Origin of the sequence: Pacificispira sp., from assembly GCF_965228185.1 — a bacterium.
GTDB lineage: Bacteria > Pseudomonadota > Alphaproteobacteria > UBA8366 > Aestuariispiraceae > Pacificispira.
In genome coordinates this window covers 343689-359251 of the sequence record NZ_CBDDHE010000002.1, presented here as the reverse complement: position 1 = coordinate 359251, position 15563 = coordinate 343689, and the positions used below count along the sequence as shown (strand labels likewise).

The following is a 15563-nucleotide window of genomic DNA, read 5'->3' as shown; positions in this document are numbered from 1 at the left end:
TTGTTCTTGGTTGTGCAATTTTGGTGGCGGGGGCAAAGCATAGTGAAGGTCTTGGCAAGTATCGCGACGGCGGTGATCTTTTCGAACGCCATATGTGTCGCTGCGGACGCGGCCGAAATCCTGACGAAACCTGAAATTGAAGCCGAGATCGTCGGCCATGAGTTTCGTGGGCGCTCCGGAGACGGCAATATCTTGTGGATCGATGTGAGCGATAGCGGAACGTTCTACGGCAGCTATCGAAACGTAAAGATCTCGGGCAAATACAGAATAACCGAAGACGGGCAATGGTGCCGCCGCATCGGAAGTGCGCCAGAACAATGCCTGAATGTTTACCGTCGAGAAGGCGGATATGATTTCCGGTTCCAGGATGGGAGTCTTTCCTCCTCCATGGAGCGGCAGTAATCCCGGGAACCTTCCGGCATTTACAGTCTAGCCGAATCGATTCGTCATAAAAACGGGCGTGGGACCGATCCTTTGGAGGTCCAATGGCGAAAACCGAACGGCACGTGCCGGGCAATCTGACCGCGGCACATATCATCGGCGTAACAGAAGGCTCTTCCCAGCCGACCGTCTATTTCCAGGACGCGGACGGGCATATCACCCGGTTCACCCAACGCCATAAGAATCCGGACAATATCGGCTATCACCCGGCCAAGGGGGATCACGTCTTCTTCGGCAATGTGTCCGCGGGCATGTTCGTAAAGGCCGGCGCGAACGGCCAGGCCACCGCGCGGTCCTGGGGTTCTGTCGCGCTGGAATTGCAGGAAAAGAACTGGAAGGCACCGGCCAGCGGCGGCCGGAAGGTTCTCTTCGAAGTCGTCGCGACGGACGATGGCGGTGTCAGCCTGCACCGGTCGCGCGCGGCGTTCAAAGAGATCACGGACATTGCCGAAAAGCAGAGATTCTTCGCTCAGCTTCAGGGGCCGAATGTCTATAAGGCGATGGATCCGCAGACCCACGAGTTCCATTTCACCGCGACGCCGCTGCAGGCAAACGCCGCGTCGTAAAATGGCCAGCGCAGTTTGCGGAAACCGGCCCTTGTGATCGGGGGCGCGGCCCGACAGGGTCGTTCCGTCCGTGCACCCATATTGGATCGAAAGCCGCTGCCATGACCTCGAAACGTACCAAGGAACCCTGGATGGACGCCGCCGAATTCGGCAAGTCGCTGCCGAAAGGGCTGGGCATCAATCTGCTGGTGAAACATGTCGATGCCTCCGTCGGGTTCGCGAAGCATGTCCTGGGCGCGGAAAGTGTGTATGACGACGAGGATTTCGCCTTCCTGCGGGAGCCGGTCAGCGGTGCGTCCTGGATTCTGCATGCCGATCACAGTTACAGCGACCACCGGCTGTCCGGCCTCGTTCGCTCGGTTCAAGGGCGCGGTGTCGGGGCGGAATTTCGGCTTTACGGCGTCGATCCGGATCAGGCCGAGGCGCGGGCGCGGGAATGGGGCTATCAGATCCTGGAGGGCACGATCGACAAGCCGCACGGCCTGCGCGAATGCTATATCTTCGATCCTGACTGGTATCTCTGGGTGCCCTGCGTGCCGGTTAAGGATTGATCAGAAGAGGGGCTTCTCTACTTCCGCCGTCACGAAGACATAGGCGCGGTCGTGCCGGGTCGGCCGGCGCGGCTGCGCGCCGTGGATGGCGTCCGGGCGGTTCGGGAATACGACGAGGGTATTGGCCGCGTAAGGAACCGTCACCACGGCTTCGACATCGCGGTCGTCAAACTCGAAAACGTCCAACTGCTCGGGCGTCCGCCGGAATCGGAACAGGGTCAGCCCGCCGTCCTCCGAATCATCCTGCGGCGCGCGGAGATAGAACAGCGCGGAGAACAGGCGGTTGCCATTGTCGAGATGCTGGCGCCGGTGTGATGCGGTCTCGTCCGGATTGGGCGAGATCGTCTCCAGCCGCGCGTCGCACAGGACGGGATGCGTGTCATGCCCGTGCTTGCCATGCAGGCCATAGGCGGCGTCGTCTTCCGGCAGGGCGGGCAGGTGATCCGGCCAGAAGGGGCCGAACAGATCGCGGACGCGCCGCGCGATGGACGCATCGGAATGGGCCCGGGCGAAATCCCGCCAGACCGGATCGACGAAATCCAAGCCCCGCAGCATCCAGGCAGGCATGACCGTTCGGGTTGCCGGACGCTTGGAAGGACGGCTGTCGGGACGGTTCGCGATCAGCGCCGCGCAAAAGTCGGACGGCAGGGCATCTTGCAGAACCGCATGGGGAAACGGGTCCGAACGGATATCCGACGGCTGCAGCTTGTCGAAGATTGTCGGGGTCATCCGGCCACCCTTTTTGCGAGTGGCCGGATCTTATCCGCCCGTGTTCACAGTGCCAAGCGGGCCGGGTCCTAGCCGCGCATGCGCTCCGCCTTCGGATCGAACAGCGGTTCCGACAGGATCGTGGCAGGCAGCATCTCGCCGAAGACCTCGATCCGGAACGTGCCGTCGGCGGTATCGTCTGCCTGATCCGCCGGGACATAGCCCATGGCGACGGACCGGTCGGCGTGGTGGGCATACATGCCCGACGTGACATAACCGACGATCTTGCCGTCGCGATAGATCGGCTCGTTCCCCATCACGTCGATCTCCTTCGCGGCGACGGCGAAAGTCACCAGGCGCTTCTTCGGGCCGTCGGCCTTCTCCTGCGCGGCGGCTTCGCGGCCGATGAAGTCGTTCTTGGTCAGGTCGACGAACCGGCCCATGCCTGCGGCGAAGGGTCCATAGATCGGACGGTATTCCGTCGCCCAGGACCCGAAGCCCTTCTCCAGGCTCATGGAGCGCATGGCGCGGGAGCCGAACAGTTTGATCCCATGCGCCGCACCCGCTTTCAGGATGTCGTCGAACAGGCGGCCGTGGAATTCCGGCTTCACCCACATCTCGAAGCCCAGATCGCCGGTGAAGCTGACCCGGCCGACGAGGGCCGGAACGATGCCCAGATCCATCCGGCGGAAATCCAGGAACTTGAAGGCGCCGGCGGAGACATCCGCGTCGGTCAGCGTGGCCAGAACGTCGCGGGATTTCGGTCCGGCAATGGTCAGGCCGACCAGCCCCATGCCATGGGCCTTGATCGTGACGCTGCCGTCCTGAGGCAAATGCGCCTCGAACCAGCGCATGTGATACATTTCGCCCGCGCCCGACCCGAAGATATAGAAATGGTCGTCGGCCAGCTTGCCGACGGTGAAGTCGCCGATGACCTTGCCCTTTTCGTTCAGCATCGGCGACAGGGTCAGGCGGCCGGCGCGCGGCATCTTGTTTGCCATGACATGCGACAGCCAGCTTTCCGCGCCGGGACCGGTCACTTCGTATTTGGCGAAGGAGGAAATATCGGCCAGGCCGACGCCGCCGCGCACAGCCTTGCACTCCGCCTTGATCGGGTCGAAGGCGTTGGAGCGCAGGAAGGTAATGTTCTCCACCGGCTCCATGCCTTCCGGGGCGTACCACAGCGCCTGTTCCATGCCATAGGCGACGCCGAAGACGGCATTGGCGGCCTTCTGGCGTTCATAGATCGGCGTCGTGCGCAGCGGGCGGGCGGCGGTCAGTTCCTCGTTCGGGAAGCGGACCTTGAAGCGGCGGGAATAGTTCTCGCGGACCTTGGCATTGGTATAGGCCATGGTCGTCCAGTCGCCGAAGCGCGAAACATCCATGCCCCAGATGTCGAAGCCCGGATCGCCGGATGTCATCCAGTTAGCCAGCGCCAGACCGACGCCGCCGCCCTGGCTGAAGCCCGCCATGACGCCGCAGGCGCACCAATAGTTCTTCAGGCCGCGCACCGGGCCGACCAGCGGGTTGCCGTCGGGTGCGAAGGTGAAGGGGCCGTTGATGATCTGTTTGATGCCGGTGCGCTGGAACGGCGGGAAGTGGCGGAAGCCGACTTCCAGCGACGGCGCGATCCGGTCGATGTCTTCCTGCAGCAGCTCGTGGCCGAAATCCCAGGGCGTTTCCTTCGGGGACCAGGGCACACAGGCCTTCTCATAGGTGCCCATCAGCATGCCCTTGCGCTCCTGGCGCATATAGATCTCGCCGTCGGGGTCGACGACGTGCAGGACTTCCTTGCCGGTGGATTTGTTGATCTCCTCGACCTCGGGCATGTCTTCGGTGATCAGATACATATGCTCCATGGCCAGGACCGGCAGTTCCAGCCCGACCATGCGTCCGACTTCGCGGGCCCACAGACCGCCGGCATTGACGACATGATCGGCCTGGATCGTTCCCTGTTCGGTGACCACGGTCCAGGTGCCGTCCGGGTTCTGCTGCAGGTCGGTCACCCGGTTCCGCAGATAAATCTCCGCGCCCTGAACCTTCGCCGCCTTGGCATAGGCATGGGTCGTCCCGGACGGGTCGAGGTGGCCGTGCATCGGTGTCCAAAGCGCGCCCAGAAACTCCTTGGGGTCCATGATCGGCAGGATCTTTTCCGCCTCTTCCGGCGTCATCAGCTGGGTTTCGATGCCCAGCAGCTTTTCCTGCGACTGCATGACTTTCAGTAGTTCAAGCCGCTCCGGCGTCGCCGCCAAGAAGACTCCTTCGGTCAGGTGGAAACCGGTCGACTGGCCGGAAATCTCCTCGATCTCCTTATAGAGCTCGATCGTATAGCTCTGCAGTTTCGCAACCTGCGGGTCGCCGTTCAGCGTGTGGAAGCCGCCCGCGGCGTGCCAGGTCGAGCCGGAGGTCAGTTCGGACCGTTCGATCAGGACCACGTCCTTCCAGCCCATCTTCGTCAGGTGGTAGAGAACGGAACACCCGACGACACCCCCGCCGATCACGACGGCCTGTGCATGCGATTTCATGAAGGTACCTTCCGACAGAATTGAGCGGCCGCGATTCGACCTGTTCCGACACATGCCGCAGACCCGTCACTCGCGAACATCGGACAGCGACGCGAATTATCCCAATTTTGCCAGCGGTGTCGGTTTCGGGAAAGTCACATCGCGCACAGTCACGGGTATGGCGAGACGCGATTGGTCGCTGCCAATGCAGTTTCGGTGAATTTATGCCGCTTTCTGCATTGTCGATTTCAACGTGTCGGCATCAAACTCCATTTCATGAACGTAACGCGCCCCACAGCCGGGGCCTTCGGAAAGATGCAGTCATGCCGGACAGTCCCCTGGTCGTCGGGTCCAACCGTAAGATCGACCCCTATCGCCGTCGCGTTTCCCAATCCGCCTTCCTGCCGGACGGCTCCCCCAACGATAACGACCGGGTGGAGATCGGACCGACGGACCTGGCCTTCGAGGAATGGGCGGCGCTGGGTCTGACCTTGCCGAACCTGACACGGATGCGCGAATACCGGCTGAAGCGGCTGGTCGACCACGTCAATGCGCGCGGCTATGCCGGTGTTCTGATGTTCGACCCGTTGAACATCCGCTATGCCACCGATTCCACGAACATGCAGCTTTGGGTCACGCATAACATGTGCCGCGCCTGCCTGGTTCTGGCCGACGGTTACATGGTGCTGTGGGACTTCCATTCCTGCGATCACCTGTCGGCGCATCTGCCGCTGGTGAAAGAGGTGCGCCACGGCGCCGACGTCTTCTATTTCGATGCCGGCGACCGCGGCGAAGAGCGCGCGAAGAAGTTCGCCGCCGAGTTCGAGGATCTGGTCAGAACCCATGCCGGCGACAATAAGCGCATCGCCGTCGACAAGGCCGAGCTGGCGATGATCTGGGCCTTGGAGGAACGGGGTTTCGAATTGAAGCTGGGCCAGGAGCTGACCGAACATGCCCGCAAGGTCAAAAGCGTCGATGAATTGAACGCCATGCGCTGCGCCGTGGCGTCCTGCGAGTCGGCCATGCGGTCCATGCAGGACATGGTGCGGCCGGGCATGACCGAAGTCGAAGCCTGGGCGGAGCTGAACCGCGCCAGCCACATCCGTGGCGGCGAATGGATCGAAACCCGCATTCTGTCCTCCGGCCCGCGCACGAATCCGTGGTTCCAGGAATGCGGCCCGCGCGTGATGCGGGAGGGCGATATCCTGGCCTATGACACCGATATGGTCGGGCCCTACGGCTTCTGCGCCGACCTGTCCCGAACCTTCAAGATCGGCGGCGGAAAGCCCACCGACAATGAACGCGAGGCCTACCAGATCGGCTATGAGCACATCACGACGAACCGGGAACTGATCAAGCCGGGCGTCAGCTTCCAGGAGTTGATGGAAGGCGGACATCGTCTGCCGGAGGCCTATCGGGATCTGCGCTATGGGGTGAAGTTCCACGGCGTCGGCTTGTGCGACGAGTATCCCGCGATCTTCTATCCCGAGGATTGGGAGGCCGTCGGCTATGCCGGCGAGCTCGAGCCCGGCATGTGTCTGTGTGTCGAAGTCTATGCCGGGAAGGTCGGCGGCGGCGTCGGCATCAAGCTGGAAGATCAGGTCGTCGTGACAGAGACCGGTTACGAAAACCTGACCCGGTATCCGTTCGAATCCGACTTCCTCTAACCGGCGCAATTCTGTCCGTGGCCCATTCCGGGTACTCGCCACTGTTGCGGGGCCGGGGGGGACCGTTTATCCAGACCACCCTATTGGTGGCATCCAGGATGGCGGACAGATGGTCGGACAAGTTCAGACGGAAACCACGGTTGGCGCGGTTCGTATCCCCGCATTGCCGGCCGATTTCAAAATCTTTCCGATGGATAAGGATGTCGGTTTCATCGAGAACCACGATATTGCGGCGGTTCAGAAGCCGTTTGTCGATCAACTGATCGGGCTGGACGAACAGCAGCGCGCATCGGGCGCGATGGCCAGTCTGGCCGAAGGCGGCCAGAAAATCCGCAACCTCGATGCTCTCGGCTCCCCCGTCTTCGATGCCTTGAACAACCGTGCGAAGGCCCTCTTTATGAAGGTCACCGGGGCAAAGGCCGCCATCGTCGACGATTGTTGGGCGAATGTTTTTCGCAGCGGTGAATACACGATGCCTCACTCGCACAAGCGCGCGGTCGCGTCGGTGGTCTATGCGTTGGAATCAGGGGACGAGGATGCCTGGGACCGCGATCCGATGAACGGCTTGCTGACCTTTGTCGATCCGCGGCTGGAGCGATGCTGTATCGGGCGGCCGGGCTATGTGTCGACCCCGTTTCATCCGCCGAAAGCCGTCAAGAATTACATGGTGATTTTTCCGGCGCATATCACGCATATGGTCACGCCCTATGTCGGGACGCGGCCGCGGATTTCGATCGCCTGGAATATCGGACCGACCGAAGTTCCGGGTGAATTGCGCCACGATGGCGGGATGCGCTGACCCGCGATTTCCGTGTAAAGCATCAACTGCCCGGCGCGGAACCGCCGAAGTCGAATTCTTCGGGTTGGTCTTTGGCCGTTCCGGCCTCCACCGTCAACTCGTCCAGAATGCGCGGGATGTCGGCCTCACCGTATTCCAGATAGAATTTCCCTCCGGGCGCGATCCGCATGGCCGGGCCGCGCAGACAGCGGTTCAGACAGTGAATGCGCTCCACCGTGACGGCAAGGTTGCGGTCCGCGATCCCCTGTTCCAGCCGGACGGCCAGGGCTTCCGACGCCCGGTCCCCGCCGCAGGACGGTTTGTTGCTGCCGACCGGATTGACGCAGACCAGAAGCCGCAGACCGCCTTGCGTCATGCCAAGCCGCCTGACGCGACCCACCACTCCTCGCGCGCGATCTTCGCGGCGGCCGCCCGGGCCTTGTCCGGTGTTTCGTAGAGCGCGAAGCAGGTCGCCCCGCTGCCGGACATGCGGTAGAGCAGCGTGCCCGGCGCGTCCCGCAGCGCGGACAGAACGGCCCGGATTTCCGGGCAGATTGATACCGCCGCTTCCGTCAGATCGTTGCGTTCCCGGGTCAGGGCGCGGGCGAGGGCATGGGCTGAATGCCCCGGCAACATCGGCAGCGCGGGTGTGGAGAACGGCCCGCTTCGGGCACGGAAGACATCCGGCGTGGGGCAGGGTCGTCCGGGATTGACCAGGACAATTCCGGCTTTCGGGAAGGGCGGCAGAACGCCCAGCTTTTCACCTATCCCCGACATGTGACGCGGCCGGGCTTCCAGGCAGACGGGTACATCGGCACCCAAGGTCAGGGCGAGGGCGGCGAGATCCTTCGGCGGCAGCGACACGTCCCACAGCCGGCAAAGCAGCCTCAACGTGGTTGCGGCATCGGACGATCCGCCGCCGATCCCTCCCGCCGCCGGCAGGCTTTTCGTTAGCCGGATGGCGGCGCCCCGCCCGGTGCCGGTTGCCCGTGCCAATGCCTGTGCGGCCCTAATGACCAGATTGCCGTCATCTGTTGGAATTCCGTCCGCATGGGGACCGTCGACCTCCAGAGAGAGGCTGTCGGACGGTTCGACCGTGACGGTATCGCCGAAATCGGTGAAAGCGACGATGCTGTCCAGCAAGTGATAGCCGTCTGGCCGGCGTCCGGTGATCCGCAGAGACAGGTTGACCTTGGCCGGGGCGAGGTCCTGCAGAACGGTCGTCCCCATGGGCGTGCCGGAAGGGTCAGTTGGCGCCGGACGCGGCTTCGACCGCGTCCAGGCCTTCCTCCAGCTTGCGCAGTATGGTTTCGCGCAGGCTGTCCTCCGGCTCCAGGCTCAAGGCATGACGCCATTGGTAGGTCGCTTCCAGTTTCCGCCCGACCTTCCAATAGGCATCGCCCAGGTGGTCGTTGATCACCGGTTCCGACGGGCGAAGCTGGACCGCACGTTCCAACTGGACCACGGCCTCGTCGAAATCCCCGAGGCGGTAATGGGCCCAGCCCAGGCTGTCGACGATATTGCCGTCGTTCTGGCGCTGGGATACGGCGGTACGGATCATCTCCATACCTTCATCGATATTGATGCCCTGGTCGATCCAGCTATAGCCCAGGTAGTTCAGGACATAGGGATCGTCCGGCTTCAACTCCAGCGACTTCCGGAAATCGGCCTCCGCCTCCGGCCAGCGCTTGGTCCGTTCCAGCGTGATGCCCCGGAAATAGAACAGCCGCCAATGCTCGTCGCCGACCTGGTCCAGCCGATCGACGGCGCGGTCGTAATATTCCGTTCCCTCCGCGAATCGCTCCCGCGCGCGCATCAGGTAGCCGAGCCGATCCAACGCGTCGATATCCTCCGGCCGTTCTTCGGCCATGGCTTCCAATTGGCGGATCGCATCCTCGTCCCGTTTCATGGAGATCAGATTGTCCGCGATCTGCATGCGGGCTTCCCAATCGAAGACCGATTCCCGGTCGACCTCGCCCAGCGCGACAATGGCCGCGTCATGCCGGTTCAGACGTTCCAGTATCGCGGCGATCACCATGCGGCCCAGATCGTTGCCCGGGTCCAGAAAGACGCCCAGCCGGGCATAGCGCAACGCGATCAAGGGAGCCTGGTCGCGCACTTGACGGGCCAGATCAATGAATGCTTCCGCGGCCCCTTCCTTCGGCCCCAGGACGATCGGTGTCAGTTCGCCGTCGTCGGAAATGTCCGCGATATCGTCTTCGATGAAAGTGACGCCGGGGTTCAGCGCGTCAAAGCCGCGCAGAAGATCGTCTGCCGCTTCCCGTTGGCCCAGGCCCAGCTTCGCACGAGCCATGGCACGCACGACACCGATCGGGGTCACTTCCAGATTTGCCGTCTGGCTCTCCAGCAGCGCCACCGCCTCCGCGTGCCGGCCGGCGGCCATGAAGATCAGGGCGGCATGGAAATCGTGCAACCCCTGTGCCTGGGACTCCGTCCGCAGTGCCTCCAAGGATTCGATTGCCGCATCGGTGTTGCCGCGGCCGAACTCCGCCCAGGCCGCCAGGATCGGTGAGGAGAAGCGCGCGAGGGCAATGCGGCGCGCGGGTTTCAGGATCTTCACCGCCCGGTCCCAATCGTCATCGCGCATGGCCGTGGTCGCCAGGGTCAGTGCCGCGATGTCGACTTCGCTGGGATAGACGATGATCTGTGGCCGGGCCAATTGTGCGGCGCGCTCGACGCGGCCGGCATGCAGATTGGCCAGCATGCCGCGGCGCTGCAGCAGCGGATCGTCCGGTTCAGCCTCCAGTACCCGGTCCAGCAGATCGGCGGCATGTTGGAAGTCGTGGACCGCTTCGGCATGGCCGGCGGCCATATAGGCCCCGAAGACCGTGTCCTGGTGGGACGCCTCGCCGAGTTCGACCTGGCCATTGGCGCGATCCGCCCATGCGGAGGGCGACGTTGCCGGCAAGGCGGCCAGAAGCGCCACAGCAGCCGTCCGCCCCAGGAACTTCGCCGTCCGGTGCCGCGTCCCGATTCGCTGTTGTCTCGTCATCGTCAAACCGTGCCTGTCTCAAATTGAACGTTACGGAGTAAAGATAGAGCCTTCCTTCGGGAGACGCCACCGCCGCCCGGAATGATTTTTTTACAATAGGGCTTCGCCAAACCACCCGACTCGTAGTGAATTGGTATAGCCGGGGCTAGTACGGAGAGGCGGCTTTGGTTAAACCTGTACGTGGGCAGGTCCGGTACCGTTTCCGTTCGGGGGACGGCGGGGGGCTTCCCAGATGACATGCGGGCGAATGCTCGTGGAATGTAGGGTATGAAGAGAGCGCGCTTCCTGCGAGTTGCCGCGCTATGCGCGGTTGCCTGCTTCTGCGGGCCCATTGACGTGCGCGCAAACTCTCTGGAAGAGATGATCGCCGAAACGGTGGAGACGCATGACCGGTTGCTCGCCAGTCAGGCACAGGTCACCGCCGCCCGCCAGCGCTCGAAGGAAGCTTTGGGTGTCTGGTATCCGTCGTTGGACGTAACGGCGAATGTCGAGCGCTACCGACTGGAGCGCACGAATACCGATACGGTCATTGCCCCTGCCCAGGAATTGACCGCGACGATTACCCAATTGCTGTGGGATTTCGGCGGCGCCAACGCCACGGTGGAGCGCGCGCGCCTGCAATTGGTTCAGTCAGAAATCTCGCTGGTGCTCGCCCGTCAGACGCTGATCGCCGAGGCGCTGGCCGCCTATATCAACCTCCTGCGCAGTGCCGAGGTTGTCCTGTTTGCCCGCCGGTCGGAAGAGAATATCCGTCGCCAGACCGGCCTGGAAGAGGCACGGATCGAGGCCGGGTCCGGCCTATCGACCGACCTTTTGCAGGCCAAGACGCAGCTCGCCGGGGCCCAGGCCCGCCGGGTCGACGCGGAAGGCGGCTATGAATTGGCACTGAACCGCTATCGCGCCGTGTTCGGCGACGTGCCCGCCGATATCGCGGCGCTGCCGGGTTTGCAGGTCGACGCGTCCGATCTGCCGGATACGCTGGAGCATGCGTTGGATCTGGCCTTCAAGGGCAACCCGGATCTGCGGCTGACCTCGATCGACGTGTCGCTGTCCCAGCAGGATCGGATCAGTGCGCGCAGCGAGAGCTTTGCCCCCACCTTCGAAGTGGTCGGCGAACGCACGATGACCAAGAATGACGGAGGAACGATCGGTCGGCGCACGGAATCGTCGATCAAGCTGGAAATGAATTTTCCCTTCAATCTGGGTTTCACCTCCATCAACACGCTGCGGGCCGCCCAGTCGGATGTCGTTGCGGCCACTCGGACCATGGGCGATTTGAAACGCCAGGTCGAAGAGCGGGTGCGTAATGCGTGGAAGCAATTGGAGACGGCCCGGCAGCGGTCCGGCTATCTGTTTGACCAGGCGGGTATCGCCCGGGCCTTCCTGGAGGTCGCGATCCAGGAACGGCAATTGGGGCAGCGCTCGCTGATCGACGTCCTGTCCGGCGAAACCTCGCTGATCAACGCGCAAAGCGATGCCATCGCGGCGGAGGCGGAAGTTCAACTGGCGCTGATTGAGCTGTTGGCGGCGTCGGGATCGCTGGACTATTCGGTGATTGAAACCGTCCCGCGCCCGGATCGCAGCGAAATGCTGGCGCCGATCGCAGGTCTGTTCGGCGACACGACCGACCCGTCGATGCAATTGCTGAGCCCCGGCGGAGACCTTGGCGACTCGCTGGATCCCTCGGCGCTGATAGACGGCGGGGCGCCATCCGATGGCGTCTTCACGCCGCCGCCCGACGGCAACCGGGTCCTGGATACGAGTCCCCTTGTGCCGTCGGAACCACAAGCACCGCAGGAACCGCCTCTGTCTACCTTGACGCCCGACGCGCCGATCATTGAAACACCTCCGCCTGCTGCGCCGGTGGAGGAATCCGCGCCGCCCGAAACGCCGAACTATCTGGACTCGTTGCAGGAGCCGCCCAGTTTCGACACCTTGCCGTATCCGGAACCGCCGTCCGAACCGGCCCGTGCCGAGGGTGTGGAGGACACGTCCGGTGCGGCCGCTCCAACCCCCGAATCCCAACCGACGCCGGCCTCCCCGCCTGCCGGCACACGGCGCGATGACGGCGAACTCGACAACCCGCTGTTCGATTGGGCACAATAGCCGCCAAGCGGAATGGGGTAGGAACGGGGCGTATTCCCAATGGGTGAGCTTTTGGCCAGGCTTCGGCGTCGGCCGGCGCAGACGACCTTGATGCTCATCGCATCGGTCCTGGCCAATATTCTGGGCCTTGCCTCCTCGCTATATGTCATTCAGGTCCTCAATCGCTATGTCTCGCACGGGGTTGATGCGACGCTGCTGACCCTGACCGTCGGTGTCGGGCTGGCGATCCTGTTCGAGCTGGGTTTCCGATGGAGCCGCATGCGCCTTGCCGCCGCCGTATCGGGCGAGCCGGATCACCGGGCGGGAATCGGGGCATTCGGCATCCTCACCACCGCGAAACTGGGGGCGCTGGAACGCATGTCCTCCGGCGACCGGCGGGAGGCGATATCCGGACTGGAGCAGGTGGAAAGCGCCTATTCCGCGCCGAATTTGACGGCGATGATGGATCTGCCCTTCGCGCTTTTGTATCTGGGCGCGATCTTTCTTTTCAGCCCGCCGCTGGCCTTGATCGTCCTGATCGCGCTGTGCGTGGTCATGGTGTTGGGGCTGGTCAATCAGATCGCGCTGCGGCCGATGACGCGCAAGCTGACCGAACATCAGGCGGTCGGCCATGGTCTGATCGGAACCACGACCTCCACCGCGGAAAGCGTCAGGGCCTTCGGCGCGGGCGACCGGCTGATCACCGATTGGGCCAAGAATCTGTCGGTGGTACAGGGGCTGCGGCGGCGGCTCGCCCGGCGTCAGGGCGGTCTGCAATCGCTGACCCAGAGCATTCAGGGGATCATGAGCGCGGGCGTTATCGCCTTCGGGGCGACCCTGGTCGTCATCGGCGAATTGGATGTCGGGATGATGATCGGCGCGAACCTGCTGGCCGCGCGGGCGATGCAGCCGGTCACCCGTTTTGCGCAATTGTCCGAGGGGCTTGTAAAATCGCGTCAGGCGATGGAACGGGCGAAATCTTTGGCCGAACTGCCGGTCGAACCCGGCGAGGGCGCCGCCTTGCGGACCTATTCCGGCAAGCTGGAACTGCGCGACCTGGCCTATACGGCCCCCGGCGCACCTGCGCCCTTGTTCGAAGACCTGAACGTCGTTCTGGAGGCCGGTTCGGTCGTCGCCCTGATCGGCCGGAACGGGGCGGGCAAGACGACGATGGCGCGTCTGATTGCAGGTCTGGTGGAGCCGTCACGCGGGCAGATCCTGGCCGACGATGTCGACCTGCGCCAGATCGTGCCGGCCTGGTGGCGGCGTCAGATCGTCTATCTGCCGCAGGAACCGACCTTCATCAACGCGACGATCCGGGCCAATCTGAAACTGCTCAATCCCGATCTGACCGACGAGGCGCTGGAGGCGATCCTGGAGCGCAGCGGCGCAGCACGCTTCGTCCATGAGACGGAAAAGGGCCTGGATACGATGGTCGTGAACAACGGCCTGAGCATGGCGCGTGGCGAAAGGCGGCGGCTGGCCGTGGCGCGGGCGCTGGCCAGCGGCGGGCGGTTGGTCCTGTTCGACGAACCGACCGAAGGCATGGACGAAGAGGGCGTGCGCCAGATCTATGAAACCCTGGTACAGCTCGCTCGGGCCGGTCGGACCATCATCGTGTCGTCCCACGATCCGCAGATCATTCGCGGCGCCCAGATGTTGATCGATCTCGATGCCAAGCCGAAGCCGGAAATCCGCATGCTGTCGAAGGACGCGGGCGCGACGTCGCAGAACTGGAATGCCGGTGCGCGCGGCGGTCCGCCGGTGAAACCCAAGGCGGCGGAATAGGGGCGGCGGCATGACGAAGCACGACGATCTGATCGCCCCCATGGCCGACGCCGGTCGCGGCACCGTCTCCTTCATTCTGCTGGCGACGCTGTTCGTCTGTGCTCTGGGCGCGTGGACCTGGTACGGCACGCTGGACATCGTCAGCGCCACGGTCGGGGAGGTGGTTCCGGGCAGCAAGGTGCGCCAGATTCAGCATCTGGAAGGCGGCATCGTCGCCGACATCCGGGTTCAGGAGCGCGAGGTCGTCGAATCCGGGCAGATTCTGGTGACGCTGGATTCGACGCAGATCGACGCGGAAGTGGCGGAACTGCAATCCCGACTGACCAGCCTGCGGATCGACATCGTGCGGTTGGAGGCGGAACTGGCGGGTAACAATGCCGCCGTCTATCCGGACGATCTGGTTCAACGCGTCCCGACCCAGATCGAGGCCGCGCGGGCGCTTATGGAAACGCGCCGCAAACGCCTGGCGGCGGAATTCAACGTGCAACGCCAGTTGATTGCCCAGCGCAGGCAGGAGATCGTCGAAGTGTCGGCACGGCTGGACACGGCCGAGGCAACACGCGGCTTCCTGGACGAGCAGATCAAGATTTCCGATACGCTGCTGAAGCAGAACATCACCAACCGTATGACGCATATCAATCTGCTGAAGGATTTGGCGACATTGGACGGGCAGGTGAAGGAAGACCGCGCCCTGCTGCAGCGGACCCATGCGGCGCTGGAAGAGGCGCGGGCGAAGCTGTCCGAGATTGCCGAGCGCTTCACCGAGGAAGGCCGGTCGGAACTGACGACCGCCCGGCGCGAATTCGACGAGCTAACCGAACGGCTTCGCAAGTTTCAGGACAGTCAGTCGCGCATGGTCATCCGCTCCCCGGTCGCCGGGATCGTCAAGACGGTGGCGGTATCGACGGTGGGCGGGGTGATCCGCGCGGGCGACGTACTGGCTGAGATCGTGCCCCTGGACGACCGGCTGGTGATCGACGCGCGCATGCCGCTGGAAGATATCGGCTTCGTGCGGACCGGGCAGCGGGCACAGATCACCCTGACCTCCGCCGACGCCGCCCGGTTCGGTAAGCTGGAAGGCACGGTGGCGGGGGTCAGTCCGGACGCGCTGTTGGACGATGAAGGCGTGCCCTATTACTCCGTGCGCATCGAGCCGGACGCCCAGGGCTTCAACGACGGCGACCTGGAATATCGCCTTTATCCGGGGCTGCGGGTCGCCAGTTCCATCGTCATCGGTGAACGCCGGATTGCCCAGTACATCCTCGATCCCTATGTCAGCTCGATGCGCGCCGCGATGCGGGAGCGCTAGGGTCAAACCTTTAACTGACGGAATTTGCTCATATTTATCCCCCGCAGCCGAAACAAGAGCTTGAATTGTTCGGAAAAATAAATAAAATTTTAGAGAAATTTGAAAAAAATATATGGCGTATTGGAATTTTGGGCTTACATAAGAGTCGCCAAT

At 63.2% G+C, this 15563-nt stretch carries 13 protein-coding genes; 8 read left to right on the top strand and 5 right to left on the bottom strand.

Features of this window, described 5'->3' with window-relative positions:
- The first annotated feature begins 42 nt into the window (after positions 1–42).
- The 3 genes from ACO06O_RS01695 to ACO06O_RS01685 all read left to right on the top strand — a co-directional run bounded on the left by ACO06O_RS01695 (position 43) and on the right by ACO06O_RS01685 (position 1558).
- Complete coding sequence (locus ACO06O_RS01695; RefSeq protein ID WP_421875626.1) at positions 43–402, top strand: hypothetical protein; 360 nt, start codon at positions 43–45, stop codon at positions 400–402.
- 83 nt (positions 403–485) lie between these two features.
- Positions 486–1007: a hypothetical protein gene (locus ACO06O_RS01690; protein WP_421875624.1), complete on the top strand. Its 522-nt coding sequence runs from the start codon at positions 486–488 to the stop codon at positions 1005–1007.
- Positions 1008–1138: 131 nt separating this feature from the next.
- Positions 1139–1558, top strand: coding sequence for a hypothetical protein (locus tag ACO06O_RS01685; protein WP_421875622.1), 420 nt, complete (start codon positions 1139–1141; stop codon positions 1556–1558).
- Here the strand turns inward: ACO06O_RS01685 and ACO06O_RS01680 are convergent, their stop codons facing one another.
- Together ACO06O_RS01680 and ACO06O_RS01675 are read right to left on the bottom strand one after the other, a co-directional pair.
- A complete protein-coding gene (locus ACO06O_RS01680) occupies positions 1559–2287 on the bottom strand; it encodes a 2OG-Fe(II) oxygenase (protein WP_421875620.1) in 729 nt (242 codons plus the stop codon).
- Between the two features lie 68 nt (positions 2288–2355).
- On the bottom strand, positions 2356–4791 hold the full coding sequence (locus tag ACO06O_RS01675) for a GcvT family protein (RefSeq protein ID WP_421875618.1): 2436 nt from the start codon (positions 4789–4791) through the stop codon (positions 2356–2358).
- Positions 4792–5093: 302 nt separating this feature from the next.
- Here ACO06O_RS01675 and dddP point away from each other — a divergent pair, with 302 nt between their 5' ends.
- Both dddP and ACO06O_RS01665 read left to right on the top strand, forming a co-directional pair.
- Positions 5094–6437 carry a dimethylsulfonioproprionate lyase DddP gene (gene dddP, locus ACO06O_RS01670; RefSeq protein WP_421875616.1) on the top strand — a complete coding sequence of 448 codons (1344 nt, stop codon included), beginning with the start codon at positions 5094–5096 and terminating at the stop codon, positions 6435–6437.
- Positions 6438–6546: 109 nt separating this feature from the next.
- Positions 6547–7236 (top strand): putative 2OG-Fe(II) oxygenase, encoded by a 690-nt coding sequence (locus tag ACO06O_RS01665; protein WP_421875614.1) that lies wholly within the window; start codon positions 6547–6549, stop codon positions 7234–7236.
- 22 nt (positions 7237–7258) lie between these two features.
- Here ACO06O_RS01665 and ACO06O_RS01660 read toward each other — a convergent pair whose 3' ends face one another.
- The 3 genes from ACO06O_RS01660 to ACO06O_RS01650 are packed head-to-tail and all read right to left on the bottom strand — an operon-like array spanning position 7259 to position 10228.
- A complete protein-coding gene (locus ACO06O_RS01660; RefSeq protein ID WP_421875612.1) occupies positions 7259–7591 on the bottom strand; it encodes a hypothetical protein in 333 nt (110 codons plus the stop codon).
- On the bottom strand, positions 7588–8445 hold the full coding sequence (locus ACO06O_RS01655) for a 4-(cytidine 5'-diphospho)-2-C-methyl-D-erythritol kinase (RefSeq protein WP_421875610.1): 858 nt from the start codon (positions 8443–8445) through the stop codon (positions 7588–7590). Before ACO06O_RS01655 ends, ACO06O_RS01660 begins: the two co-directional genes overlap by 4 nt.
- A 16-nt stretch (positions 8446–8461) precedes the next feature.
- On the bottom strand, positions 8462–10228 hold the full coding sequence (locus ACO06O_RS01650) for a tetratricopeptide repeat protein (protein WP_421875608.1): 1767 nt from the start codon (positions 10226–10228) through the stop codon (positions 8462–8464).
- Positions 10229–10495: 267 nt separating this feature from the next.
- Here ACO06O_RS01650 and ACO06O_RS01645 point away from each other — a divergent pair, with 267 nt between their 5' ends.
- The 3 genes from ACO06O_RS01645 to ACO06O_RS01635 are packed head-to-tail and all read left to right on the top strand — an operon-like array spanning position 10496 to position 15410.
- Complete coding sequence (locus ACO06O_RS01645; RefSeq protein ID WP_421875606.1) at positions 10496–12334, top strand: TolC family protein; 1839 nt, start codon at positions 10496–10498, stop codon at positions 12332–12334.
- Between the two features lie 39 nt (positions 12335–12373).
- Positions 12374–14101 (top strand): peptidase domain-containing ABC transporter, encoded by a 1728-nt coding sequence (locus ACO06O_RS01640; protein ID WP_421875604.1) that lies wholly within the window; start codon positions 12374–12376, stop codon positions 14099–14101.
- Between the two features lie 10 nt (positions 14102–14111).
- The gene (locus tag ACO06O_RS01635; protein ID WP_421875602.1) at positions 14112–15410 is read left to right on the top strand and encodes an HlyD family type I secretion periplasmic adaptor subunit; all 1299 of its coding nucleotides are present in this window, start codon (positions 14112–14114) and stop codon (positions 15408–15410) included.
- Positions 15411–15563 lie beyond the last annotated feature (153 nt).

Excerpts from the sequence above, each read along its gene's own strand:
- ACO06O_RS01690 (WP_421875624.1), top strand. The coding sequence starts at position 486 with ATGGCGAAAACCGAACGGCACGTGCCGGGCAATCTGACCGCGGCACAT.
- ACO06O_RS01685 (WP_421875622.1), top strand. The coding sequence starts at position 1,139 with ATGGACGCCGCCGAATTCGGCAAGTCGCTGCCGAAAGGGCTGGGCATC.
- ACO06O_RS01680 (WP_421875620.1), bottom strand. The coding sequence starts at position 2,287 with ATGACCCCGACAATCTTCGACAAGCTGCAGCCGTCGGATATCCGTTCG.
- ACO06O_RS01675 (WP_421875618.1), bottom strand. The coding sequence starts at position 4,791 with ATGAAATCGCATGCACAGGCCGTCGTGATCGGCGGGGGTGTCGTCGGG.
- dddP (WP_421875616.1), top strand. The coding sequence starts at position 5,094 with ATGCCGGACAGTCCCCTGGTCGTCGGGTCCAACCGTAAGATCGACCCC.
- ACO06O_RS01665 (WP_421875614.1), top strand. The coding sequence starts at position 6,547 with ATGGTCGGACAAGTTCAGACGGAAACCACGGTTGGCGCGGTTCGTATC.
- ACO06O_RS01660 (WP_421875612.1), bottom strand. The coding sequence starts at position 7,591 with ATGACGCAAGGCGGTCTGCGGCTTCTGGTCTGCGTCAATCCGGTCGGC.
- ACO06O_RS01655 (WP_421875610.1), bottom strand. The coding sequence starts at position 8,445 with ATGGGGACGACCGTTCTGCAGGACCTCGCCCCGGCCAAGGTCAACCTG.
- ACO06O_RS01650 (WP_421875608.1), bottom strand. The coding sequence starts at position 10,228 with ATGACGAGACAACAGCGAATCGGGACGCGGCACCGGACGGCGAAGTTC.
- ACO06O_RS01645 (WP_421875606.1), top strand. The coding sequence starts at position 10,496 with ATGAAGAGAGCGCGCTTCCTGCGAGTTGCCGCGCTATGCGCGGTTGCC.
- ACO06O_RS01640 (WP_421875604.1), top strand. The coding sequence starts at position 12,374 with ATGGGTGAGCTTTTGGCCAGGCTTCGGCGTCGGCCGGCGCAGACGACC.
- ACO06O_RS01635 (WP_421875602.1), top strand. The coding sequence starts at position 14,112 with ATGACGAAGCACGACGATCTGATCGCCCCCATGGCCGACGCCGGTCGC.